The sequence below is a fragment of the Streptomyces sp. NPDC058008 genome (assembly GCF_042886395.1).
Classification (GTDB): domain Bacteria; phylum Actinomycetota; class Actinomycetes; order Streptomycetales; family Streptomycetaceae; genus Streptomyces.
Window position 1 is genome coordinate 256,726 of sequence record NZ_JBHVQX010000004.1, and the last position, 25,969, is coordinate 282,694.

The following is a 25,969-nucleotide window of genomic DNA, read 5'->3' on the forward strand; positions in this document are numbered from 1 at the left end:
ATGAGCATCAAGGTATCGCCCGAGGTCAACGCGATGATCTTCATCCTCACCGGGGAGAAGCTCATGGACGCCGACGAGGACCTCGCCTTCGACAGCCGGCTGCCCTACTCCGGCCTGGGCCGCAAGCTCACCAGGCTGTCGTCGCTGATCGACAAGTCGATCCACGACATCGGCGAGTCCATGCCGGACGACCTGTCCAAGTCGTACGCCCAGGCCATGGGCATGCTCATCGACGACGGCGGTAAGAACTACCTCAAGGACTTCTCCGAGCAGCTCGACAAGATCGCCGAAGGCCGGCGCAAGACCTCCATGGACATCATGGAGTCGAAGTGGCAGGTCATCGCCGAGATCATCCGGCTGCTCATCGAGATCGCCATCTACCTGGCGATGTCCTTCTTCACCGGTGGCGCGTCGGCCAGCCAGATCATGATGGCCAAGCTCCGCAGCCGGTTCTTCATCCTCACCACGCTCAGCCACCTGCTCCAGCGGCTGCACCTGGCGCCCTCGCTGACCGAGGCGTTCGCCGAGGCGTTCACGACCTTCGCGGTGCGGCTCGCGATGATGAACTTCGCCCCGGACGGCCGCCGTCCCGACGGCTTCGACTGGAACGACATCCTCAAGTCCGCGGCCTTCGGCGCCGCGGCGGGATTCTTCACCAGCGTCTTCGACCATTTCGCGAAGAACATCGTCAACGCGTACAAGCACAACTTCCTGAAGAACGGCCCGGACCTCGAGTTCAAGAACAACCCCGACCTGAAGAACACCCCGGGCCCCGACCTCAAGAACAACGGCCCGAGCCCCAAGCCGGACCCCGTCCCCAGCCCGAAGCCCGACGGCCTCCCGTACGCACCCGGCAACCCCAAGCCGTACGGGAGCGGCCCCGATCCGTACACACCCAAGCCCAAGCCGTACGGGAACGGACCCGACCCGTACGCGGGCGGACCGAAGCCCTACGGGAACGGCCCCGATCCCTACGTGCCCGGGCCCAAGCCCTCGACCGGTCCGGGAGTCACCCCCAAACCGCCGGTGACCTTCCGGAACGATCCGCTCTCCTTCCAGAACAACCTCAGCCTGTGGCGCAACAGGACGATCCTGCGCGACAACGCCGACCGCCCGGGCGCCCTGACCGGGTACTACACGCTCAAGCTGACGAGCGACTTCCTGGCCTCCGGCTCCGGTGAGGCGGCCGGCGAGGTCCTGATCAAGGGTGCGTTCGACGGTGACTGGTCCACCAGCTGGACCACCTTCGTCGGCGCGGGCGTCAGCAACCGGGTCGAGGGCACGCTCACGGGCGCCGCGGTGAACAGCGGCGCCGAACTGCGCCACGCCATCGACAAGATGGGCAACCCGCCCACCGTCTCCGGTGGCATCAGCGACTCCGGCGGGTCCTCGCGCTCGGCCGACGCCAACGGCTCCGACAGCACGAACGGCTCCTCGCACAGGGACACCACGGGCGGCGGCGGGCCCGCGACGGACCCGTCCTCGCCCACCGGCGGGCAGGCCACCGGACAGGGCGGCGTCCCCGGCGAGGCGCCCCCGCCCTACGTCGCGGAGAGCCCGCCGTACACCGGCCAGACCCCACCGCCCTACACCACCGTGGACCCGCCGGCGTACTCCCCGGGACCGCTGCCGGTGACCGCCGCCGAGAACGAACTGTGGCAGCAGGTCCACACCGGCTCCGCCGAGGTGCGCGAGCAGGCTCTGAACGACCTCGCGACCCTGCGCGGCGCCCAGCCTCCGGGCAGTACGGAGATCGGCGTCCGCGACGGTCTGCGGGGCGACCTGTCCCAGGTGCCCGAGGTACGGGTGGTTCCGGCCGGGGACAGTCCCGCCGCCCACATCGACGCCGACGAGGTCCGGCGCGCCCTCGACGGCTTCGGCACCCCGGTCACCGTGGACCCCCCGCCCGCCGTATCCCCGGGCCCCGGTGCCGGTACACCGGCTCCGGCACCGGCCGACGCGGCCGGAGGCCCCGCCCGAGGGGACCTGCCGGGAGCCGCACCGGCGCCCGCACCCACCCCCGGACCGGCACCGGCTCCGGCGCCCGCACCGGCTCCGGCACCCGAAGTGGCGCCGGACAGCACGGCGGTTGACGTGCCGGAAGCCCTCGGCGGTACGTCGCCGGACGGCTCCGGCGTGGTGTCGCCGGACGGCTCCGGCGCTGCGCTGCCGGGGGACTCGGGTGCGGTGTCGCCCGAGGACCTGGGCGGTACGTCGCCGGAGGGTGCGGCTGTCGCGTCGCCGGAGGACCCCCGGAGTGTCGTCGAAGGTACCCCGAACGACTCGGCCGGGTCGGCCGGGCAGGGCGACCCCGCGGCCGCGCCGCCTGTCCAGGCGGGAGGCGCTCCCGTCTCCTCGGGCGGCCCCACGAGCGCCGCGCCCGGCGCGGGCAGCGCCGCCCGCCCCGGTGGCGTACCCGCCGCCGGAGGTACCCAGGCCCCGTCCGCCACGCCGCCCCAGGGCTCTCGGACCCCGGACGGCACCGTCACGGGTGAGGGCGCACCGACCGCCACCGGCGAGTCCGGACCGGCCGCTCCCGCCCCGGAGGCCACCGGCCCGAACGGGGCGGAGGTCACGCCGGGCCCGGGAGAGGGCGTCACGGCCCCCGACGGTGGGGTCATGACGGCCCCCGACGGTGGGGTCACGACCACGGACGCCGACACGGTCACGAACACGGGCCCCGGCACCTCCCCGGACGCCGACCCCGCCACCACTCCGCCGAAGGTGGGCACCGTCGGCTCGTTCACCGAGACGGGGGACACCGGCGCCGCCAGCAACGCCAGCAACGCCAGCAACACCAGCAATACCGGCAACCCCAGCAACACCGGTGACACGCGCGGTCCTGCCGGCACCACCGACGTGAAGTCCGGTGCCCTCAGCACCGGGAACCCCGGGGTCACCCAGGCGCCCCCGCTGACGATCGTGGTGTCGGACGCGCCGCCCCCCGGGGAGGGATCGCCGGAAGCGGCCGCGCTGCTGGACGGGGCCGGGACCGACCGGGCCGTCGTGCTGGGGCCCTCGGTAACTCCGGACGGGGCGGGGCGCCCGGTGCGTGCCGCCGTCGAGCTGACCCGCGAGGGGCCCGGTGCCCCGGTCCGGGTCCGGCCGCTCGCCGGCCCTGCGGCCGACGGCACCACGGCGGACACCGCGTTCCCCGGCGCCGACGTGCTGCTGCCGCTCGCCGACGCCCTCGGCCCGATGCCCCGTCCCGCCACACAGAGCGGTGTGACGACCGAAGGAGCCCCGCCCCTCGCCTCGAAGGCCACGGGCCCGACCGGGCTCCCGGACACGCCCCGCCCCGTGCCCGGTACCACCACGGGCCCGGACTCCACGGCCACCGGTGCGCCCGCCCCGGCCAAGCTCGCCACCTTGTCCCGTCCCTGGACCGAGACGGCCACCGACCTGCACCTGGAGTCCGCGCAGGGCGAGACCGACGGCCCGGGAACCGGCGGGCGGGGGCCCGGTACCGGCGGCGGGCGGGGGCCCGGCAGCGGTGGTACGCCGCCGCCGCTCACCACGACACAGGACACCCCCTCCGCCACACCCCCGCCCGTACTCCCGACGGGTGGACACATCGTCGTGCGCCCGGCGGACAGCGGCCCCGTCCCGGGCAACGGGAACGGCCCGGCACGGTCCTCGGGGCAGCCCGGCGTGACCACCCTGGACGGACGTACCGTGCCCGTCGCGCAGCTCCGGCGCTGGATGCCGGACGCCGCCGTGAAGCCACTCCCGGGCCGTGCCGTGCAGACCCTGACCGTCTCGCAGAGCCGGGCCGAGGACGGCACCGCCCGTGCCGAAGGGCGCCGGGGGCTGCTGGGGGAGGACACCTTCCGCGGCGTACGCACCACCTCCGAGGCCCCGGCGCAGGGGACCTCGCCGGTTCCGTCCGCCCCCCGTACGGTGTTCACGGGCCCGCCCGCCCCCCTGCCCGGTTCGGGCACCGAGCTGGGCGCCGACTACTTCGTGGGACACGGCACCTCCCGTACCGTCACCCTCGGAACCGAGGACGCGGGCCGGCCCACCGCCGAGGTCAGCGGTGTGCAACTCGGCGAGGTGCTCAACTCCTGGGCGCAGGACGGGCACCAGAACCGGCCGCTGGTGCTGTTCTCCTGCGAGACGGGACTCCAGCCGAAGGTGGCGGGGCTGCCGGTGGCCCAGCACGTGGCGAACCGGACCGGCCGCCCCGTCCACGCGCCGACCACCGAGGTGGGTACGGCGAAGGACGGGGAGGGCAACGTCCGCGCGGTACTCGCCGAGGGCCCCGACGGGCCGGGGCGGTGGAGGCTCTTCACCCCGGAGCCCAGCGGCGCGGCCCTGGACGGTCTGGCGCGCGACGCGGGCCTGCACGCGGGCCCCGATCCGGCCGACGCCTTCGCCCTGACGCGTACGCTCCAGCAGGTCCGCACACTGCGCGAGGTACTCGGGCCGGACGCCGAACAGCGTCCGGAGAACAAGGAGTTGCTCGGCGGTCTCGCCTTCGTGGACGGTCTGCGCTGGCGCAGTCCGGGTGCCGCGGCCCGCTACGGCGACGGCCGTATGACCCCGGACCTGCTGCGCCGGATGGTCATGGACCACCGGGGTGCCACCACCGGGGACCCGGCCGCCGAGCCCACGGCCGAGCAGTACGGCGCCTTCCTGAGCGACGCCGCCGTGCTGCGTGCCACCGCGGGCCCCACCACCACGCTCGACGCCCTGCTGCCCCCGCCGCCGCTCGCGCTGCCGCCGACCGCCCTGGTCTCCCAGGAGGACGTACGCGGTCTCTCCTACGCGCCCGTCGCGCAGGTGACCTGGTCCCTCTCCAGCGACCTGCTGCCCGTCTCCGAGCTGGGCCTGAGCCCCGACGACGCCGCCGAACTCGCCCGTCGCAGGCCCGACCTGGCACCCCCGCCGAGCCGTTCGGAGAGCCTCGCCGGGGACCTCACCGTGCTCAGCAAGCCCGCCACGACGCCGGGCCCCGCGGACACCGTGCACGCGGACGGCCTGGCCTTCCGCCGGCTGGACACGCCGGGTGGGGGGAACTGCCTCTTCCGGTCACTGCTCGACAGCGCGCGGAGCCAGGACATACCGCCGGCGTGGGCCGCGCGGAACGTCGCCGGCCTGCGCCGCCTGCTGAACGACCGGATCACCGGGTCGGAACTGGGCGACGCGGTGGCCCTGGCGATCCCGGACCCGGTGTTCGGCGTCGTGGACGACCTCCGGATGCGCGCCGTCACCGGTGTGGGGGACCCGGCCGAGCTGGACCGGATCACCCGTCAGTGGAACCGGATCGCGCAGGACGTCCTCACCGGCGGCGATGCCGCCCAGTGGCAGCGCATCCTCCGGGACAGCGACTACCCGCACCTGGCCGAGGTGGCGCCCACCCCGGCCGACGCCCGGCGGCTCGGCACCAAGGGGCTCGTCGCCGCGGCGGCCGGACGCCCCGCCCTGTGGGCCTCCCCCTTCGCCGACCTGCTGCCGGAGGCGCTGGCGCACACCCTGGACCTCGACCTGCGGCTCGTCCAGCCCGATCTGCGGTCGCCGGGGAGCACCTTCGTCAACACCCTCAACCCCGGGGGCCGGGGCGGCACCCTGCACCTGGCCTACAACGGCACCGACCACTTCGACGCCCTGGTCCCGGCCTCGGCCCCGGTCACGCCCGCACCGGCTCCGGGCACGACCCCGGGCCTGGGCACGACGCCGGGCCTCGGTACCACCCCGGGCCTGGGCACGACCTCGGACCTCGGTACCACCCCGGGCCTGGGCACGACCCCGGACCTCGGCACGACCCCGGTTCCGGGTACGACCCCGGCCCCGGGCACCACCCCGGCCCCGGACGGTTCCGACCCCCTGGGGGAGTGGCTGCGCAGCATGGGCGGGGTCACCGACCTGGACGCCCCCGACAGCGAAACCCCCGACAAGGGCGACCCCGTACCGCTGGAGACACAGCTCGAACGGCACCGGCCGGCGCGGCTGATGACCGGCCCGGACGCCCGTCCGCCCGGCCCGGCGCCCGCCACCGTCACCTTCGAGGACGGCAGCCGGCTCCCCACGGTCCTGATCAGCCCCGACGCCGACCCGGACGACGGCGCACCGGGCAGCCGTACGGACGGGGCGACGCCCGGTCCCCGCCGGACCGGACTCTTCACCGGTCTGGGCAAGGCCGGCCTCCGCTCGCCCGAGCAGGTGGCGGCCGAGATCCTGGGCAACCTGCCGCCGCGTCTGCGCTCCCAGTTCGACGAGGCGGACCTGCTGCGTCTGCTGACCGAGCAGCCAGGCGCCTTCACCGCCCCGCGCGGCGCGCGCTTCGTGGGCCGGGAGAAGTCCGGGATCGGTCACGAGATGACGGTCGAGGCCGTTCCCTACCACCGCTGGGAACGCTTCTCCGACGTGGACGGCGCCACGGTCCGGCTGGACACCATGCGACGCGGCCAGGCGGGTACCGGCGGGGGGCGCAGCGTCGGCTTCGGGCGGCGGATCGCCGGCGGGCTGAGCATGGGCCCGCCGCTCAACTGGCTGCTGAAGCTCGGCTTCTCGCTGGGCTGGACCCGCAGGACCGACTACACGCAGGGCACCCAGGCCTACACCCAGTCCGAGTGGCGCAACTGGGAGGGCTCGCATCTGCACCTGGACGACGTGTACTACCGGGTGCGGGTGGACCGCGTCACCGAGGCGCCTGCGACCACCGGCCCGGCCGGCAGGGCGGACGGTGCCACCGGGCGGACCGGCCCGGCGCCGTCGAAACCGAACTGGCAGCGCAACCAGGTGCACAGCGCGGAGTTCGCGATGCGCGACGGCCTGAGCTGGCGGATCCCCGACGACCTCACCGTGCCCTACAAGGGCCCCCGGCGGGCTCCGAGCACGCTCACCTTCCCCGACGGTGTGGAACCGCGGATCACCGACACCACCGGGCTGCACCTGACCGATTCGCCGGAGGACGTGGCCATCGCCATCTCCGGTGCCCGTCCAGGGAGTTCGGCCCACCGCACCCTGGTCTCCTACGTGCGGCCGACACGACTGCTCCCGCTGTTCGGACGGCTCTCCGGACCGGTCACCGGGCCCGAACTCACCAAGGGCAGCGGCCAGCACCCGCTGGGACACCTGATCGTGGAGCGGTCGGTGCCGCACCGGGCCACCCTGGTCACCGAGTCCGTCAAGACGGAGCTGCGCGACCTCACCCAGACCACGTACCAGAACGAGCGCGGCCACGTCCGTGACACCCGTGTGGGCTTCCAGGTCACCGCGGGGCCGAACTACCAGCTCAGCGGGCCGGTGACCGACGTACGGTTCCAGGGCGGGCCACTGGGCCGTGTGGACGTCTCCGGCGGGCGCGGGCACTATCTCGGTGTCGACGCCGCCCGGAAGACCACCGGCCGTGTCCGCAACCACCCCGTCGCGCTCTACCGGGTGGAGCGCACCCTGATGGTGCGCAAGCCCGGAGAGCTCCCGTCGGCGGCCCGCCCGGTCCGGGTGGTGACCCTGGACTGGATCTCCACCCAGGACGCGCGCCGCCTCGCGGGCTGGGACAGCCGTACTCCGGGCCAGGCCGGTCCCGACCCGGACGCGGAGCCGCCGCTGCCCTGGTACCTCACCCGGGAGGACCCGGTCCACCTCAGCGGCCAGGTCCGGGCCGAGGGCTTCCGCCCCAGCCGCCCGCAGCCCCAGGTCCAGCCGCCGCCCCCGGGGGACACCCAGGGGCAGGACCCGGCCCAGGACCCGCCGCAGCCGCCGCCCGGCGGGACGCAGGTCCAGCCGTCGCCGCAGGCCCGGCCCCCGGCCCCGCAGGACCCCATGCGGGCCTTCGCCGACACCGTCCTGGACACGCTGCACCGGTCGTACCCGTCGCTGTTCGTCCCGCCGCTCATGCTGCGGCACCCGCGGCTGGCCACGTTCTGGTACGGCGACGGGCGGATGCGGACCGCGCTGCACAACGACCGCCAGGTGCGCGAGGCGCTGAACCGGCCCAGCCTGGCCCAGAGCCTGGACGACCTGACCACCACCGGAGTGCCGGTCACCCTCACCGAGGACGGGAAGGTACGCCGGGGCCACCACACGCTCATCCTCAGGGCGCGCCTCACCGACCGGCGGTTCGAGAGCACCATGAGCGAGCGCTCGCTGCGCAACGCGGTGATCGGCACCGAGGTCTCCGGCCAGGGCCAGCAGGCGTCCGTCACCCTCTCCGGCGGGGTGGAGCTCGGGATCTCGCCGCGCGACCACGACAAGGCGCCCGAGGCCGGACTGCCGCGCCAGACGGGCAGCGTGGCGGTCGGCGCCCGTCACGCGAGGACCGACACGAAGGCCACCAGGAACACCGTGGCGGTCACCCACGACCACCTGACCTTCCAGACCGGAGCCGACCTCTACAGCTACCAGGTGGAGTTGGGCGCCACCTTCGAGGGCCACCGCCGGCCGCGCGGCTGGGCCCGGCTCGCGTCGGTCGGACTGCTGGGCGCCGGAGTCTTCGTCAGCAAGGTCGAGGAACGGCCGCTGTTCACCCGGGGCAACGAGACCGTGGGCCGGGTGGAACTGGCCGTGCCGGCCGCGCACGGATCCGAGCGCCACGCCCCCGCCGACCCCCCGGCGGCCGGACCGGTCACGCCACCGCCTGCCACCCCCGCGCCGAGCCCGCTCTCCGCCACGGAGGCGGACCAGCTCCTGGACGGCGTGCGCCCGCTGTCGAGGACGGACCCGGCCGACCGGCGGCTCACCGAGAAGCTGCTGAGCGCCCCGCACGCGGTGCTCAGCGCCGAGGGCGGCCCCCAGCGCCAGCAGCTCATGCAGGACACCGCCGACCGTGCCTCGGGCGCGTCCTGGCACGTCAGCGCACCCGGCGCCCCCGTGCGAACGGCGCTGCGCCGGGCGATGGCGAACCTCAGCGTGGCCGGTCAACTCGGCCAGTACCTCGGGCCGTTCGGTACCCGTGTCGCCGGGCTCAACGGTGCCGGACCGTTCCGGACGCACTACCTGAAGGCCGCGGTCCGCGGTGAGCTGAGCAACTTCCGGGTCAAGAGCGACCCGAAGCCCGGCAGCCTCGAAGCGACCGTCGGCAACGAACACCGGGTCAACGGCACCGCGAGCACCGTCTCGCGCACCACCCTCGGCCTCCAGGGCGCGGCCATGCCGTTGCAGCAGGCCCCCGGCCGGTCGGCGGTGGTCGGCTCCTACTCGACCGCCCTTCAGTACGCCTGGGGCAAGGGCCGCAGTGTCTCCCAGACCCTCACCCGGGGACGCAACACCACCCTCACCTTCGCCGGGCGGATGTACCTGGTGGTCGCCGACACCGCCGAGACCGTCGCCGTACGGGACCGCTGGACGGCCGTGATGGGCGCGGTCGGCACCCGCGCCGGGAACGGGATCAGCTCCCTGGCCGGACGGCTCTCCGAAGGCCTCGGCACCAGCCTGGCCCCGCGACGGGCAGCCGCCGCGCTCCAGCGCATCCGCGACGCGGTGATGTTCCACCTGCCGATCCAGGACGCCATCGAGGCCGGGCTCGCCCCGGACGGCCTGGCCACGACCACCCCGCGCAACCTGGGCGGCGGATACCGGGTGCCCCCCTACCTGCGGGGCCGCCGGTTCCCCACCCACCCGAGCGGACAGCTCGACGCGGGCCCCGCGGCGCGGCAGCTGATGGGACAGCTGGAGAAGGCCGGAGTGCCCTCGCACGACCGCGAGCAGGTCCTCCAGCGGCTCTCCCCGGACTTCCTCGCGGCCCACCTGCACGAGCTGACGACCGACGGGATGAGCCTGCCGGTCCGCTACCGCACCTGGTCCCACCCGTTCCACCTGCCGGCAGGTGGCAGCCCCGGGCAGGTCACGTTCCGGCTGACCCCCGTGACCACCACGGTCGACAGGCTGCGTACCGGCTTCGAGCTGGAGGACTACCGCACCACGGCGCGCGACGCCGCGGCCGGGGCCGCCCAGGACCGCGGCGCCGACGTGACGCTCAGCGGGGGCCAGCGCGCCGCCGACAGCGGCATCCTCATCGCCAATCCCTCGCTCCAGGGCACCGCGGCCAAGCAGCGGTCGAGCGGCAGGACCCAGACCACCGGCACCACCTCGATGCCGAACATCGCCACCACCCAGGCGCACGCCGAGATCGTCACCGGTTACACCCTGACCGTCACCATGGCGGACTCGAAGGGCGACGCGCTGGCCCCCGCTGCCACCGCCGTACCCGTCGGCAGCCTCCACGAGATCCTTCCGGCGAGCCTGCTGACCCCGGAGGGCCGCGGTGCCGACGGCGCGCTCACCGAGCAGGACGTCCCGGAACCCGAGCGCGCGGTGCGGATGCTGACCGCGGAACAGGCCCGCCCCGACGCCGTCGCCGCCTGGCGGACCTCCACGGACGCCACCGGCACCGCCGATCCGGACATCCTGCCCCTCGACGACGTGGTCGGCTCCGGCATCCTGGCCGTGGACATCCGCGGCGCCGCCAACGTGCGGGACGCCCTCACGCTGGCCACCGCCCGCGCCGACGGCCTCGGCGACACCGACCTGGGCCGACGGCACACCGGCGCGGTCCTGGACGGACGGGTGCGCACGGCCCGCCTCACGCCGCTCACCGGCCTCGGCACCGCTCCCGCCCAGGCCCAGCAGGAGGCCACCACACAGGGCGGCCTGACCTCCGGCTTCCGCGAGGCGCTCGGGCCCGGCGGCACCTCGCTGCCCACCCAGGCATCCGCGCACATCTTCGGCCAGTCCCACACCGCCGACTCCCGGCTCTACGCGAAGATGCACCGCGGCGGGAGCCGGCTGCTCGCCGTGGAGAACAAGCCGCGCATGGAGGCCATGCAGCGGGCGAAGACCTCCGACGCCTCGGAAGCGGGCATCACCGACAACGTCGAGGGGGCGGCGGGCACCGCGCCCCTGGCGGGCAACAGCAACGCGGGCGTCACCAACCCCGGTGCCACGGTCCCGATCGGCGGCTCCGGGGACGGCACGACGCTCAAGGGCACCACGGACACCACCCTCGGCACCCACATCAAGGTCGTCACCGACCGGAGCATGCTCTTCGCGGTGCCGGTGACCTGGCTGTCGGTGGCCGAGGTGGACCACCGGTTCACCGACAGCCGTGCGATGTACGCCCTCGGCAAGGCCGAACGGGGGCCGCGCGCGGTCGAGGCGGAGACCACCGCCCTGGTCTGGCTGCGCGAGGACATCGCCCGTGACTACGGGCTCCTGGACGGATCCACCTTCACCGACGAGGTCCTGGTGGCCTGGGACAACCAGGCCAAGGCGGCAGGCGACCTCGCCACGGCCGAGAAGGGTTACTACGACGCCAGGGCCCGGGCCAGGGAGACCTGGCTCGACCTGGGCGCCGACGAGCGGGCGGCGCTCGGCCCCGACAACTCCGGCCAGGCCGTGCCCCCTTCGCCGGCCGTCACCGCCTGGCAGGCCGCCCGCGACGAGGTGAACCTCTGGGAGCAGCGCACCGACACCGCCGCCGCCGACCACCACCGGCTGCACCTCGCGGCCTCCCGTCTCACCGCCCACCACCAGGGTTCCGTATCGGTCCCGGTGAAGGACCTTCCGCAGGAGTACACCGAACCCGCGTGGCGCTCGGAGGCGCCCGAGCCGTACACCGTCACCGACGCCACCGGCCCCACCCCGCGCACCCTCACCTCGCCGGACGGCACCACGGTGCGTGAGCTGCACGAAATGCCGCACGACGGCGCCTCGTTCTTCCACGCGCTGCTCGCCGCCGCCCAGGACCTGGGCCGGCTGTCCCACCTGCTCGAGAGCGACCTCGCCGGCCGGTTCGCGGCGGACCCCGGCAACCCCGCGGTCACCGCCGAGGCCGTCGGCGCCGCCCGCGACCGGCTGGCCTGGGCACTGGGCCAGGACGGCAACGAGGACCTGCTCGACGCCCTGGCCCTGGACGTCGCCGACACCTTCACCCAGGACGAGCTCGACTCCGCGGGAGTGCGGCTGACCACCGCCCAGCAGGCCGAGTTCGACGCCTTCGGACGCCTCCCGGTGACCTTCTGGCCGACGCCCGCGCAGCGGGTGGCGCTCGCAGCTGCGGCCCTCTCCCGCCCGTTCGCGAGCGAACCGCGGCAGGACGCCACCTCCGGGGAGCCCGCCCCGCCCGAGCGCCGGGCGGGCGACCACGGCGGCGCCGACCTGCTTCCCGCACTGGCCGCCAGGGTCCTGGGCACCCCGCTCACCGTGGTCACCGGCGAAGGCCGCGACCAGCTGTTCCTGCCGCGCGGAGCCGACCCGGCAGCCGTGGACCCGGCAGCCGATCCCGTCCTCTTCGCCGACGGAGGCTTCTTCCACGCCGCCCTCCCGCCGGGCGCCCCGGCCCCGGTCGTCGCGCCGCTGCCGGCCCCGGCGACCACGGACAGCGCGCCCCCGCCGCCCGCGGGCCCGGCCGCTCACCGTACCCACGCCACCCCGCCCTGGATGCCGCCCGCCGACGGCACGGGCCCGCGCTACCGTCTCGACCGCGACGGCGTCCTCACCGCCCCCGACGGTGCCACCTACACACAGGGCACCCCCACGGGCCGGGGCAACGGCTTCTTCGGCGCGCTCACCACCGCCCTGCACACGGCGGCCGGCCGGCCCGGCACGGACGGCCACGAGGCGGCACGGCTGACGAGGCGTGCCGGGATGCCGCCCGCCCAGCTGATGCGGCTGAACGGCCTTCCCGGCGTGCCGGGCGAGCGCGAAGCCCTCTTCACGCCGCCGCCGATGAACCAGCGCCCCGGCGCGCCGAGCCCGAGCGACGACGCCCGCCTCGGGCACCTGCGCCGTCATCTCAGCACCGCGCCCTGGGGCCCCGCGGCCGACCGGGCCGTCGCCGAGTGGGCTGCCTCCGCGACCGGCACCACGGTCACCCTGGTGGAGGAGAACGGCACCGTCCACACCTACCCCGGCCCCTCCACCGACAGCCCGGTGCTCCGGCTCCGCCGCCGGGGCGGCGACTTCGTACCCCTGCTCCCGCACACCCCGGCCCCTCCGCCGAAGACGGACGTGACGCCGAGGACGGACGTGACGCCGAGGACGGACGTGACGCCGAAGGCCGGGGAGACGGACGGCACGCCGAAGACGGGGGAGACGCCGAAGGACGGGGTCACGAAGGAGCCGCCGACCGCTCCGCCCGTACCGCCGCCGACCCGGCCGGAACCGGCTCCGGTCCCGCTTCCGCCGTCCTCCGACTCCCCGGCGGGCGACGACCTCCCCGGCCTTCGGGGCGAGGAGGAGGCGTACGAGCTGAGCACGCTGTCCGGCGCCGAGGCCGACGCGCTCGCGCGGTTCCGCTTCACCGACGACTCCGACACCGAGGCGCTGGCGCAGTTCCGCTTCCACGACGACACGGGTGACTCCGGGAGCGAGGACAGCGACTCCGACAGCGAGGACGACGCCGCGGATTCCATGCACGAGGAGTGGCTCGACCTCCTCTTCGGGCCCGCAGCCCGGGACAGCCACTCGCCGGAGATGCTCGTCGGTACGGCGCTGTCGCTGCGGGAACTGGCCCAGCGGCACCCGTTGCCCGCGTCCGTGGCCACGGGCAACCCCCTGCACTCCCTGACCAGGAGGGTGCTGAACCTCGCACCCGGCGTCGCGGTGAGCGAGCAGCACCTCCTGCTGCTCGGGTCGCTCGCCCTCAGCGCCTCACCGGCCCAGCGCGCCGACGAGGCCTCCCTCACCTCGTACCTGACGAGCCATGACGCGGCCCTCGGCCGGAACACCCGGTTCGTGTCGGAGACCGGCCGCGGGCGGAACTGGACCGGCACCGGCGCCGAGGTGCCGCCCCTCGACTCGTACGCGGTCGAGGGCGAGGACGGCCTGCTGAGCACCTGGCCCGCACCGTGGTCGGCTCCGTACACGGTCCTCGCCCAGGGGGACGCGGACTCGGTCCAGCTGAACACGCCCAGGGGCACGCTCACCCTGCACGACCCGGGAGAGCTCGCCCGGCTCATCGCCCGGGACCCGGCCCGGCCCCCCGGCGCCGACATCGTGCTGGCCGTGCCCCACGGTGACATCGAGTCCCTGGCGCGGCACGTCTCCGACCTGACCGGCGCCCGGGTCTGGTACTCGGAGCACGGCCCCCGGCCCACCACGGACTGGCGTACCGGTACCGACCACATGACGCTGGGGCCCCTCGGCGACGGCGACGGCATCGGCACGGTCTGGGCATCCGTCCAGCCGGACGACGACTCGGGCAGCGACCAGGACGTCTCGGACATCGTCGGCCTGTACGGCAGCGGTTCCGACCGCGCCGAGGGAATCGACGCGCGCAGGCCCGAGCCGCTGACCACGACGGACTACGGCATCGTCAACGGCCGCGACACCGGCGTGATCTTCCGCAAGCCCGGCGGGCTCCAGGGCAGCTGGCAGACCCCGCGCGCCCTGACGGGCACCCAGGACGCACCCGAACTCGCCATGTCCGTGCAGGAGTACCACGAGACGCTCGTCAGCGAGCGGCCCGTCCTGCGCATCTCCTCGGACCGCACGCTCGCGGTCGAGAACGGGATGTACGGGCAGCAGGTCTTCGCGACCGAGGAGGCCGTGGCCCGTGCCTCGGTCAAGCTGGCGCGTGCGGGCGCCGCCGTGCGGCTGCGCGCCGAGCAGGACCTGAGCGTCATCCTGCCGACCCCGGAAGGGGGCAGCAGGAAGCTCTTCCTGGTGACCCCCGTCTTCCTCACCCGCTCCGGCCAGTCCACGGAGGAGATCTGCCGGGACTTCGCCGACATGCTCGCCGACACCTCCCGCACCTCGCACATGGTCTTCCGGGCACCGGAAACCGGCCTGGTGGTCACCGCGCCGGTCAACGCCTCCGACGGCGCGGAGGTCACCGGCACCCACCACCTCGCCGACGCGCTGGGCCACCTCGCCGACGGCGACACGGCGCCCGAAACGGCGGACCCGGGGTGGGCGGCCGGTCTCGTCCGCCAGGACGACCGCCCCACCGGCGGTGACGGCGGTCTCCTGCCCGGCCGCGCGTACGGCAGCGCGTTGAGCCTCGCCCAGGAGGACGACCCCCGGCGCGACGCCCTGTCGGACGCCGCCGGCCGGATCGGGGTCAACGAGCACGCCTGGGCCGACGTCGGCGAGGGCTACGTCGTCCAGTCCGTCGCGGCCGCCGGGGAGCAGGGGCAGCCGAGCCTGGAGCACAACTACGCCAAACCGCAGGCGGGTTCCGGCGGAGCACACTTCGGCTACCACTTCGTCACCGTGGTCCTGGCCAGTGAGGACGGCAGCCACCAGATCTCCCTGGAGAACCACGCACGCGCCTCCCAGCGCAACCACCGGCACCGCAGGGCGGCCCAGGCGAACCTGCGCAACCACGACCTGGACGAGCTGCGGGACATCGCGTCGCGACTGCGCCGGGAGATCGAGGGGCGGCCGGAGGGCGGCGACGACAAGGAGCTGACGGAGCTGCGCGGCTACCTCGACCTGACCCTCGCGCTGGTCAAGGCGAAGCAGGCCCAGACGGAGATGAGCGCCACGCCCGCCGGCTCACCGGAGCGCGCCGCGGCCGAGAAGTCGCTGGAGGGCGCCACCCGTGCCGCCGCCACGCGCATCGGGCAGCTCGAACCGGTCATCGCCGGCAAGAACCAGTGGTACATGCGGATGTACTCCAAGCGTCCGGGCGAGTCCGCCCACGACACCAACGCGGAACTGCTGGGTGACAGTCCCTCCGCCGAGGCCAACCCGCTCACCGCCGTCGTCCTCCGAGGCCAGCAGGCGCTGCCGGTGGCCATCTCCTTCGACAAGGGTGTCCAGCAGACACCCGAGGGCGCCAAGCACCCCCTCCGGTACCTGGCCAAGGTGGTGGCCAGGGCGGCCCTGTGGAACGGAGCGAACGGGCTGCCGCTGCCCGACGTCCAGGTCACCGGCCACCGCACCGGCCGCTTCACCGGCCGGGACATCGCCAAGGCGCGCGCCGAGGCGGTCGCGGCGTCCTTCCGGCAGGAGCTCGCCGAAGCCCTCGCGGGGCTCCAGGCCGGCACCCCGCAGCCGCACGTCACCGCCGACCGCTTCACCGTGGAGCCGGTCTCGGTGCACGACCGCCGGACATCCACCGACGCGAGTGCCTCCACGGTGAACATCACGGTCGAGGACCACCGAGGGGGACAGCGCCACATCGCGACCCGCGGTCCCGGCAGTGCCTCCCGGCCGGGGGGCCTGCCCGGCGGCTCGCGCGAGGACGGTCTCGACCCGGTGGCGGAGCAGTGGCCGATCGGCCGCCCGATCACCGTCATGCGGCCCCGCTTCGGCGGTGTCGACCCGGACTCCGTCGTGCCCGTCACCGAGGTGCCCGCCACCGGCCCGGCCCCGGACACCTCCGGCCCCGGCACCGGGAAGGGCAAGGACCGGGCCGTCACGACCCCGGACGACGCACCGGTCACGGCCGGGCCGCAGCCCACCCGGTGGTTCACCTACACGCGTGCCGCCGAATCCCGCTCGGAGCCGTTCGGTTACGAGGTCGCCGACACCGGGCACATCAGGCTGCCCGACGGCGAGGTCATCCCGCCGGACGGGTGGACGCGGTTCGGCCACGACTTCGTCCACGCGACGGGTGCGATCCTGCGGGGCGACAGCGGCTGGATCGGCCGCGTCGCCAACATGGACACCCTCGCCCTCGTGATGGCGGACCTGGACCAGCAGGCCTCCCCCCACCGGGTCGTGGCGGACTCCTCGTCCCTGTACCTGGTGCCGTCGGACGACGGCGGTACGGCCCTGCGCGTCCCGCTGCGGGAGACGCCCGGCGCGGACCTCCCCGGCCCCGATGTGCCCGGCGCTGATGTGCCCGGCCCCGACGTGCCCGGCCCCGACGTGCCCGGCGCTGATGTACCCGGCCCCGATGTGCCCGGCGCTGATGTACCCGGCCCCGATGTGCCCGGCGCTGATGTGCCCGGCCCCGACGCGCCCGGCCCCGACGTGCCCCGCCCCGATGCGCCCCGCCCCGAAGTCCCGGGCCCGGACGGCCCGCACGACGGCGCCCCCGCGGACCCGTCCACCACCCGGGAGCCCGCGCCGGCCCCGGCGGCGGAGCCCGCGCCGGCCTCCCGGGCGCCCCGCGCCCGCCTCGACCACCGGCCGCGCGTCGTCGTGCGCTCGGCGTTCGACGTACGGCGCTTCACCCACGGCGGCGAGACCGTCACCGACCTGACCGTGCGGCTCGCCTTCCGGCACGGCGACACCGGCACCGACACCGACGCCGTCACGGCTCGGGTGCTCGAAGGCGTGGAGGAGTTCTACAACCGGCCGGGGCACAGGCTGCCCGACGGCGACCGGCTGCACGTCACCGTCGAGATGGTCCGGCCCGGCGACGACCCCCACCTGACGGTCGAACTCGTCGGCCGCGACCAGCCCATGAACCAGCGGGCGTGGTGGGCCGACGCCGACCCGGTGGAGTTCGCGCACGAACTGGCGCACCAGCTGTTCCTGCGGGACGAGACACGCGACGCGAGCAACCCCCGCCGCCTCGACGCGCCGGGCAGCCTCCTCGGCCCGTTCCGCGAGCAGGCCCCGGACGGCCTCACCCGGAGCGGCCTGCGCCCCCGCCACCTCCAGCTGTGGGCCGCGGTGGCCGGGAAGATCACGCCGCACACCCCGCCGGACGGGACGAGCTGGGCCGACGCGAGGAACGGTGCCGCGGCGGAACTCCGGGAGCCCGCGTGGGTCGACCCCGTGTCCCTCCCCGGCCCTTCGCCGCAGACCGGCCCCGACGGCGCCGTGCCGCCCCCGCTGCCTCCCGGCGAAGCCCTGCCCACGCTGGCCGAGGCGTCCGACGAGTCGGACTCCGAGTCCGACTCCGACGACGAGTCCGGGCACCAGGTCTGGGCCGACCCCGGCTGGCTGAACACCCTGTTCGGCTCCCTGACCGGCGTCGTTCCGCGTGACCGGCTGCGGGAGACCTCCCAGGCGCTGTACGGTCTCGTCCTCGCGGAATCGGGCCCGCACCCGGCGACGGCCGAGCTGCGCGACGGCCTGATCCGCGTCGCCCGGCAGGTCCTGCACATGGAGCGCGGGGCCGCGCCGCGCGCCGCGGACATCCAGCTGCTCGGCTCGCTGGCACTCGACGCCTCGTCGGACGACCTCGCGAGCACCGACGACCTCGCCCTGTACTTCATCGACCGGCAGATCGAGACGGGCCGGGGCGCCCTGGACGAGGCCACGCTGCTGCGCGACGAGGAAGGCGACCCCGCCGGGCGCGACTTCACCGGGTCGGGGCGGCCCGCCCCCGAGACGGACTCGTACGCCGTGCGGGGCCGCAGCCGGGTCATCCGGCGGAACGCGCCGTGGCGGAACCCGTACCTGGTGGTCGCCGACGGAACCGGCCACGGCGTCGAACTCGCCGTGCCGGGGCGGACCTTCCGGGTGGACACCGCCGAGGAGCTGGCCAGGATCGTCTCGTACGACTCCCGGCGTCCCCGCGGCGCGGACATCGTCCTGGCGCTTCCCCCGCGGTACGCCGCGGCCGTCGCGCCCCTCGTCGCCTCGACGACGGGCCGCCGCGTCTGGTACCCCGAGGCGCCGGTCGGTGTGGCGACGCACCCGGCCGACGGGACCCGCCACCTCATGCTGGACCTGGACCACGGCGCCACGGGCGCGAGCTGGGCCTCCGCCGACCCGGCGGAGGACGGCGGCCTGCCCGGGGCGCGCGACCTCAGCAGCGGCAGCGACACCGACAGCGTGTCCGACGACGACCGGTCCAGCACCGACGGGGACGCGGAGTTCGACCGCCTGGCCGACCAGGCGGTCCTCGAACGGCAGATCGAGGCGCTGCGCCCGCGACCGCTGACGACGCGTGACTACGGCGTCATCGACCGGCGCGGCACCGGAGTCCTGTTCAGCCCGCCGCTCCCGCGGACCGTCGGTGAGGTCGGGGCCGGCTCCGACTCCCTGGTCATGCCGCGCCAGGACCACGCGGACGTCCTCATGGCCGACCGGCCGCCGCTGCACATCTCCGAGGACCGGACGCTGGCGCTGCACGCGGCAGGCGAAGGCGGGACCGGCCTCGGCCAGCAGGCGTACGCCACCCGCGCGGCGATCGAGCGGTCCTCGGAGCTGCTGGCCGCCGCCGGAGCGGGTGTGCGGCTGAGGGCCGACGAGTCGGTGGGTGTCCTGCTGCCGAAGGAGGACGGTTCGTACGGTGAGCCGCTGTTCCGGGTGGAGCCGGAGTTCCTGACGGCCTCCGGCGGTCCGGAGCACGCCTTCACCCGGGACTTCGCCCGGACGGTGGCCGGAGCGACGGCCGCGCCCCTGTCCCACATCGCTTTCCGGAGCCCCTCGGGCGCCGTCACCACGGCCCCGGTGAACGGGCTCCACGGCCGCGAGGTCACCGGCACCCACCACCTGGCCCAGGCCCTGGCCGAGGCGGCCTGGGGCACGCACCCCGCCACCGACATCACCCCGCGCTGGGCCGCCCGCCGGACGGCCCTGGACAACCGCTTCACCGGCGGCGTGGTCGGCGCCCCCACGCCCGGGGAGGCCTACGGCCGTGCCCAGAGCTACGAGCCGAGGGACAATCCGCAGCGCACCCGGCTGGCCTCGGCCGCGCGCCGCATCGGTGTCAACGAGTACGCCTGGGCGGGGGTCGGCGAGGGATACCTGATCCAGTCGGTCAGCACCACCAACGACAGCGGCGCGCAGCTGTTCACCCACAACCACGCCAAGCCCGGCGACCCGGTGGGCCCGCACGCCCCGTACCACTTCGCGCAGGTCGTGCTGGGCAGCGAGGACGGCACCCACCAGATCACGCTGGAGAACGAGACCCACTCCCGCGGCGAGATCCCCGCGGAGGTCCTCGACGACGTCATCGACGAGAACCTCGACCGCTACGGCGACGACGAACTCACGCGGCTGGCAGCCGACACGGGGCAGCGCGCGGCCGAGGCGCGGCGGACCGGGGCGGACGCGGCGGAGATCGCGCGCCTGGAGGGCTTCGCGCGGGTGGCCAGGGCCCTCGCCGAGGTCCACCAGGCCGAGCAGCTGCCCTGGTACTTCGACGAGGACCGCCCCGAGCACGCGCTGGCGCTGCGCGAGGTGGACGGGGCGCGCTCCCGCGCCAGGGACCTGATCCGGGCCGCCGCTCCGGTGATCGAGAGCAAGGACCTGTGGTCCTTCCGGTCCTACAGCAGGCGGCCCGGGGAGTCGGCGCACGAGGTCAACGCGGCTCTGCTGTCGGAGAGTTCGCCCGCGGTGGCCAACCCGCTGACCACGGTCGTGCTGCACGGCCACACACCGAGGCGGGACCAGGGGACGGTCCGCTTCGAGGAGAAGCGGCACGACCTGCCCGCCGACGCGGACGACACGATCGACGCCCTGGCCCGGACGCTGGCCCGTGCCGGACTGTGGAACCGGGCCCACGGCCTGCCGATGCCCGCGGTCACCGTCACCGGGCACGGCAACCGCTCGCAGGCCAGCGGCCAGGCCCGCGCCGACGCCGTCACCGCGGCACTGGCGGCCGGGCTGGCCCAGGCCCTGACGGACTTCCAGGCCGGCACGAGCGGACCGCGCGTCGGCGTGAAGGACTTCGGCCTCACCAAGTCCGCCGTACGGGTACGCAGTGCCACCGACCCGGCACGGGGGCGCGTGGTGACGATCGGGATCGACGACCGCCGCGCCGTGTCGCCCTCGGGCTCGGGCCGCACCACACCGGCCGGCGCACCGGTCCGCCCGGAGGAGTCCGGCACACGGCCGACGGCCACCACCGCCGAGACCACCACCGGTCCCGCGACCGCCGAACCGGAGACGGTCACCGGGCCCGCGACCGCCGACGGTTCCCCCACGACCGCCGCGCGGACGGATGCCCGGCCCACGACGGCCGGGTCACCGGGCACCAGCGAGCGCTCCCGGTCCCGGCCGCCGGGCCGGTCCCCGCAGCCGAGCCCGGAGCGCAGGAACAACGAGGCGCCGCCCTGGGTCATGGCGCGCATCCGCTACGCCGAGGAGTCCGTCGGCTTCGACCGCCGGCTGGGCGAGTACCTGGCCGAACACGAGGCGGTGACCGAAGAGTTCAGGAAGATGGCGAATGCCGCGTGGGCGGCGGCCCGCCGCCGGTTCCCGCGCGCGCTGGCGACGTTCGGCGACGTCAACAAGGCCAAGGCGGGTGTCGTCGGCACCTCCCGCGAGGCGCTCCAGCGCGTGGTGCGGAGCGGGAACCTCCGGGAGCTCGTGGGCCTGCTGTACGAGGGGATCTCCAGCGACCTCGTTCCCGAGATGCTCGGCGGCGCGGAGGAGATGCACCCGGAGATCACCGCGGAGCGCCCGAGCCGGCGCCAGCGGGAGGTGTACGCCGAGTTCATGCGGAAGGCCATGGAGGTCCAGGCGTCCGACATGCCCCTCGCGGAGAAGGAGGCCGCGGTCGCCGAGCTCCAGCGCTCGGTGGTCACCCCGGCGGACCCGGACACCGCGCGGCCGCCGTTGAGCGCGGCCGAACGCCGGATCGCCGTCAGCGAGGCCGGGCTGAGCTGGATGCCGGCGTCGGCGGTCTACGACCTGTCGATGGACACCGGCTTCCAGGGCACTTCCGAGGACTCGGGCGGCCTGGTGGCGACCGGTACCGCGGGATCCACGTACCGCTTCATGCTCCAGGCGGCCCGGATGCGGGAGCAGTGGGGCGTCGACCTCGACCTCGGACTGATCCGGGCCGGGATGCTGGCCATCTCGCTGACGGTGGGCCACCACACCGTCCACGAGGTGATGCGCGGTGCCCAGCTGGCGCTGAACGACACACCCGGCCACGACCCGGCCCTGGACTACACGGACAACTGGGGCCGTTACTGGAACATCCACCCCCTCACCGAGCGGGAACTCCGGGAGAACGTCGCCCGCGACGGGCTCTTCCCCGACGAGCACGCCCAGGCCCTGCTCGACGAGCTGGACGAGAGGTCCGGTACCGGTACGCGCGGGGGCGGCGTCACCCGTGCCGTGCTCCCGCACCGCCCGGCCACCGGGGCGAACCCCCCGCTGCCGCAGTCGGCGGCCCCGGTCCGGGACCCCGGCACCACGCGCCGGACCGTGCCGTCCGGCGGGCAGGCGCCCCGTCCGGCCGCTCCTGCCCCCTCCTCCGCCACCGCGGAGCTCACCGCCGCCTGGGACACGCACGCACGCGGGCTGGCGGCGCTGGCCGAGGCAGCCGACGGCGCGGCGGCGACGGAGCGGGCCGGTGGGGACACCGACGCCGTGGCGCAAGCCTGGGCCGAGGCCGACGAGGCCCGCCGACGGCTGGAGGACACCGAGGCGCGCCTGCTGACCCTGGGTGTCACCCCCGGCGCGCTGGGCGCGGCGAGGGACACCGGCCGTCCCGGCGCCCCGGTCGTCCCCCGGGACGACGACGGACGCCGGTGGATCGCCGGACAGCTGACCGAGGGCGACCTGCCGCCCGACCCGCCCGCGCACGACACGGACGGGACCGTCGGGCTGGACGAGCTGGGCGCCGTGGGCATCACACCGTCCCAGGGGCAGCGCACCGAGATGATGGTGCGCGGCGACGGCCGCCTGCCCGTGGACGAGCTGTCCCCGCTCGACCTGGCCCGTGTGCGGATGGCGCGGCCCGACGCGTGGACGGCCGCGCTGGACACCGCCGCCGCGAACGCGTCACGGCGGCTGTGGGCGGACGCGTACACCGGCTTCGCGGGCACTGCACCCGAGGCCACGGCGGAGGCCGACACCACCCGCGCCTGGGCCGCCGCCGTCTCGCTGGTGCTCCCCGCCGAGCCCCACGCGGTGCTCGCCGACTCCCGGTACGCCGGTGACGACTTCCGCGACGCGGTGCGCCGGGTCGCCGGCCGCCTGCTGGGCGACGGCGCCGGGACCGCCCCGGAGTCCGCCGCGGAACTGGCCGACGGCCTCCGCTCGGACCTGGGCCTGCGGCAGCGCTGGACCGTACCCGGCCCGGAGGCGGCGGCCCCGGACAGGACGCTGCCGTCGGCCCAGTCGGGGACCGGCGCCGACATGCCCGGCTTCGATCTGCCGTCCATGGACGACATGGACCTGTCGGTCCTGGACGGCATCGTCCTCGACACCTTCGACTTCGACATGCCGGGACCGGGCTTCACCGACCTGGACATGACCGACCTGGACATGACCGATCCGGCCCCGGTCCCCCCGGACCTGACGGCACTGACCGCGGGCAGCGGACAGCCCGTGTTCGTCGCACCGGCGGCCGCCTCCTCGGCCGGGCCGCTCGCCGCACTGCCCCGGCTGAGCCTCGTGACGTTCGGAAGCGAACAGACGAGCCCTTCGGCCGACGCGGCGGAGAGCCTGGAACGCCTGGCGTTCCAGGTGGCGAAGGCCGGTCTGCGCAACCGGCGCACCCGGGTGCCGCTGCCGAGGACCGACATCGCCGGGTACGGCGCCGACGCCCGCAGGGGCGGCACCGCGCAGGAGAGGGCCGAGGCCGTCCGCGAGGTGGGTGAACTGCGTGCGAGGGCCGCGCACGAGCTGTTCGTCCGGAAGCTGGACCACGCGCTGCGCGTCCTCCAGGAGAACCTGCCCGCGGGACACACGCGGCTGACCGCGCAGGACTTCAGGATCACCTCCCGAGGCCGTACGAACGTGCCCGGCCAGGGCGCCACCGTGGGCTCGTCCGAGCAGGTCAGCCGCGCGGACCTGGGGCGTCAGGCCACGATCGCCGTCACGTCGCCCGGCCACGCGGCGGCGGTGGAGGCCCTCGACGCGCTGCGCCGGACGGACCGGGCGCTGCGCACCGGAGGGTTCGACGTGGACGCCGTGGCCCGCCGGATCCTCCACCTGGAACCCTTCGTGCTCGTCGACCCGGAGATGCGCAGGGACCTCTACCGGATGGTCGAGCGGGCCATCGCGGCCGGCCGGGCGTCCGGCGCGGCCACGCTCACCGCGTTCCACCTGGAGGAGCAGGGCGTGCTCGCTCCCGGCCGCGCCCAGCACATCTCCCTCAACGGGACGCGGCTGCCGGGCCTGACCTGGACCGGCCCGGACGTGGCCGAACTGAGCAGCCTCTACGTCGATGACCTCACGCCCGACCAGGCCGGCGGGTTCGTCCCCGCGGGAACCATGGACCTCTCCCCCTGGCCGTGGCAGGAGACCCCGTACCTCGTCCTGGCCGAGGGGCGCCACGACATGGTCACGGCGCGGCTGCCCGACGGGACGACGCAGGATCTCGACGCCGACGAGTTCGCCGAACTGGTCGCCGTTGACCTGGCACGGGAGGGGCTGCCGGTCACGACGCCGGTCGTGCTGGCGGTCCCGTTCGCCGGTGACCGGTACCTGGACCTGCCGAGGAAGCTCGCGGAGCGCACCGGCCACACCGTCTGGGTGCACAGCGGCCTGGCCCGGCGCCACCCCGGCCCGGCCGCCGGTCAGAGCACCATCGCCGTGATCCGGCGGGACGGGCTGCCGCACGGCTCCTGGGTCCCGGTCGGGCCCGGCCTGGCCCCCGACCCCGAGGACGGAGCCCCGGACTGGCACCGCGACGTGGTGACCCAGGCCATCGTCAGCACACTGACCGGGCAGCAGATCGGCCGCAGTCTGCACGAGCCCGCCGAGCTCGCCTCCTCGCGCGAGGACAACTTCAGCCACCTCGACCGGATGACGGCCTACGTCCACTACAACCCCGCCACGGGCACGTTCTCCCCCCGCTTCCCGCTGGAGGACCCGGGTCCGAAGGAGAAGGCCTACTTCCTGGCGGGCCACGGCACCACGGGCCGCCTGACGCTGCCCATGGCCGACGGGACGTCGAGGACGGCCGACCGCCGTGAGGCGGGGGAGTGGCTGCGGCGGCGCAAGAGCCTGTCGAGCCTGCCCAGGGACCACTGGATCGACCTGGTGGTGTGCAGCGCCGCCACCCTCCGGGACCCGGCCACCGAGGACCTCTCGCAGCTCGGCGCCTCCTTCGCCGTCCCCTTCGCCGCCGATCCGCTCGCCGACGACGCGGCCTCCCTGGGCCAGCACCTGGCGAACGTGACGGGGCGCACGGTGCGGCTGTCCTACTCCCTTCAGGGACCGCACCGGCTCGACGACGAGTACGTGCGCGTGCTCTTCAACGACGCGCGCGGACAACGGACGTGGTGGGAGACCAGCCGTCCCGAACCCGGGGACGCCGAGCTGGACCGGCTCGGCCTGGAGGCCGGTTTCGAGGGCGATCCCACACCCGGCAGGCGGGCGGAGACGCTGCGCCTGGTCCGCGCCCTGCGGATGCTCTTCGGGCACGACGTGGAGGACGCCGACGACTTCGCGACGCTGATCCGGGGGGCCGGTGCGGTCGACAACATGTGGCACGTCGATCCGGACCTCGCCCGGACCGGCCCCTTCTCCACGGAACTGCTGCGCCGGGTCGTCGCCGCGCGCCCGGAGGCCGCGTCCGGGGTGAGCCGGCAGGTCACCCGGGACGTGCTGGCCGCGGCCGCGCTGGCCTGGCAGTCGGGTCCGGCGCTGCCCGTGAGCGGGTTCGCGGACCTGCCCGTGCTGCACACGGCCGCCGGATGGCTCCAGGACACGGCGGCGGTGGACGAGGCCGCCGTCGCCGCGCTGGACCTCTCCGACGCCGGTGAGGTGGGCGCCGCCGAGCGGGCACGGATGTTCTGGGCAAGGGTCAGGGCCGAGGAGACCCTGCACGCGGCCGGGACGGACGCGGACACGCTCACCGCGAGGGCCCTGCACCTCGACCCCGCCGTCGAGGTGAACGACGCACTGCGCGCAGAGGCGCTGACCCGGCTCACCGAGGGCTTCGCCGTGGGCCGGCACATGGCCGACCCCGACGTGGCCGGGGCGTACGACCTGCGGGAGCGCGGTGCCTTCGGCGAGCCCATGCTGCCGTCCGGCACGGGATCCGAGAGCAGCGGCGGCCGTGACTGGAAGGACGGGACCGTCCTCCTGCCCGACATGGCGCGGTTCCGGGCACCGGAGGGGACCTTCGACGCGCCGTGGGCCGGGAAGGACTCCTCGGGCAAGGACAAGCCCGTCCCCTACCTGGTGCGTGCGTCCGTGGACTTCGAGGACAGCGACCACCTCGACGTGAGCATCGACGGCACGTCGTACCGGGTCCCCGCAGCGG

Annotated in this window: 1 protein-coding gene (cut by a window edge); it reads left to right on the forward strand. The window is 75.0% G+C overall.

What is annotated here, in order from left to right; all coding sequences use genetic code 11:
• A protein-coding gene (locus ACFVS9_RS06000) for a lonely Cys domain-containing protein (protein ID WP_389930375.1) crosses the window boundary here: on the forward strand, window positions 1–25,969 show its 5' portion. It continues 1,325 nt past the right edge of the window; 25,969 of the gene's 27,294 nt are visible here — the first part of the coding sequence; the start codon lies at window positions 1–3; its stop codon lies off the right edge, out of view.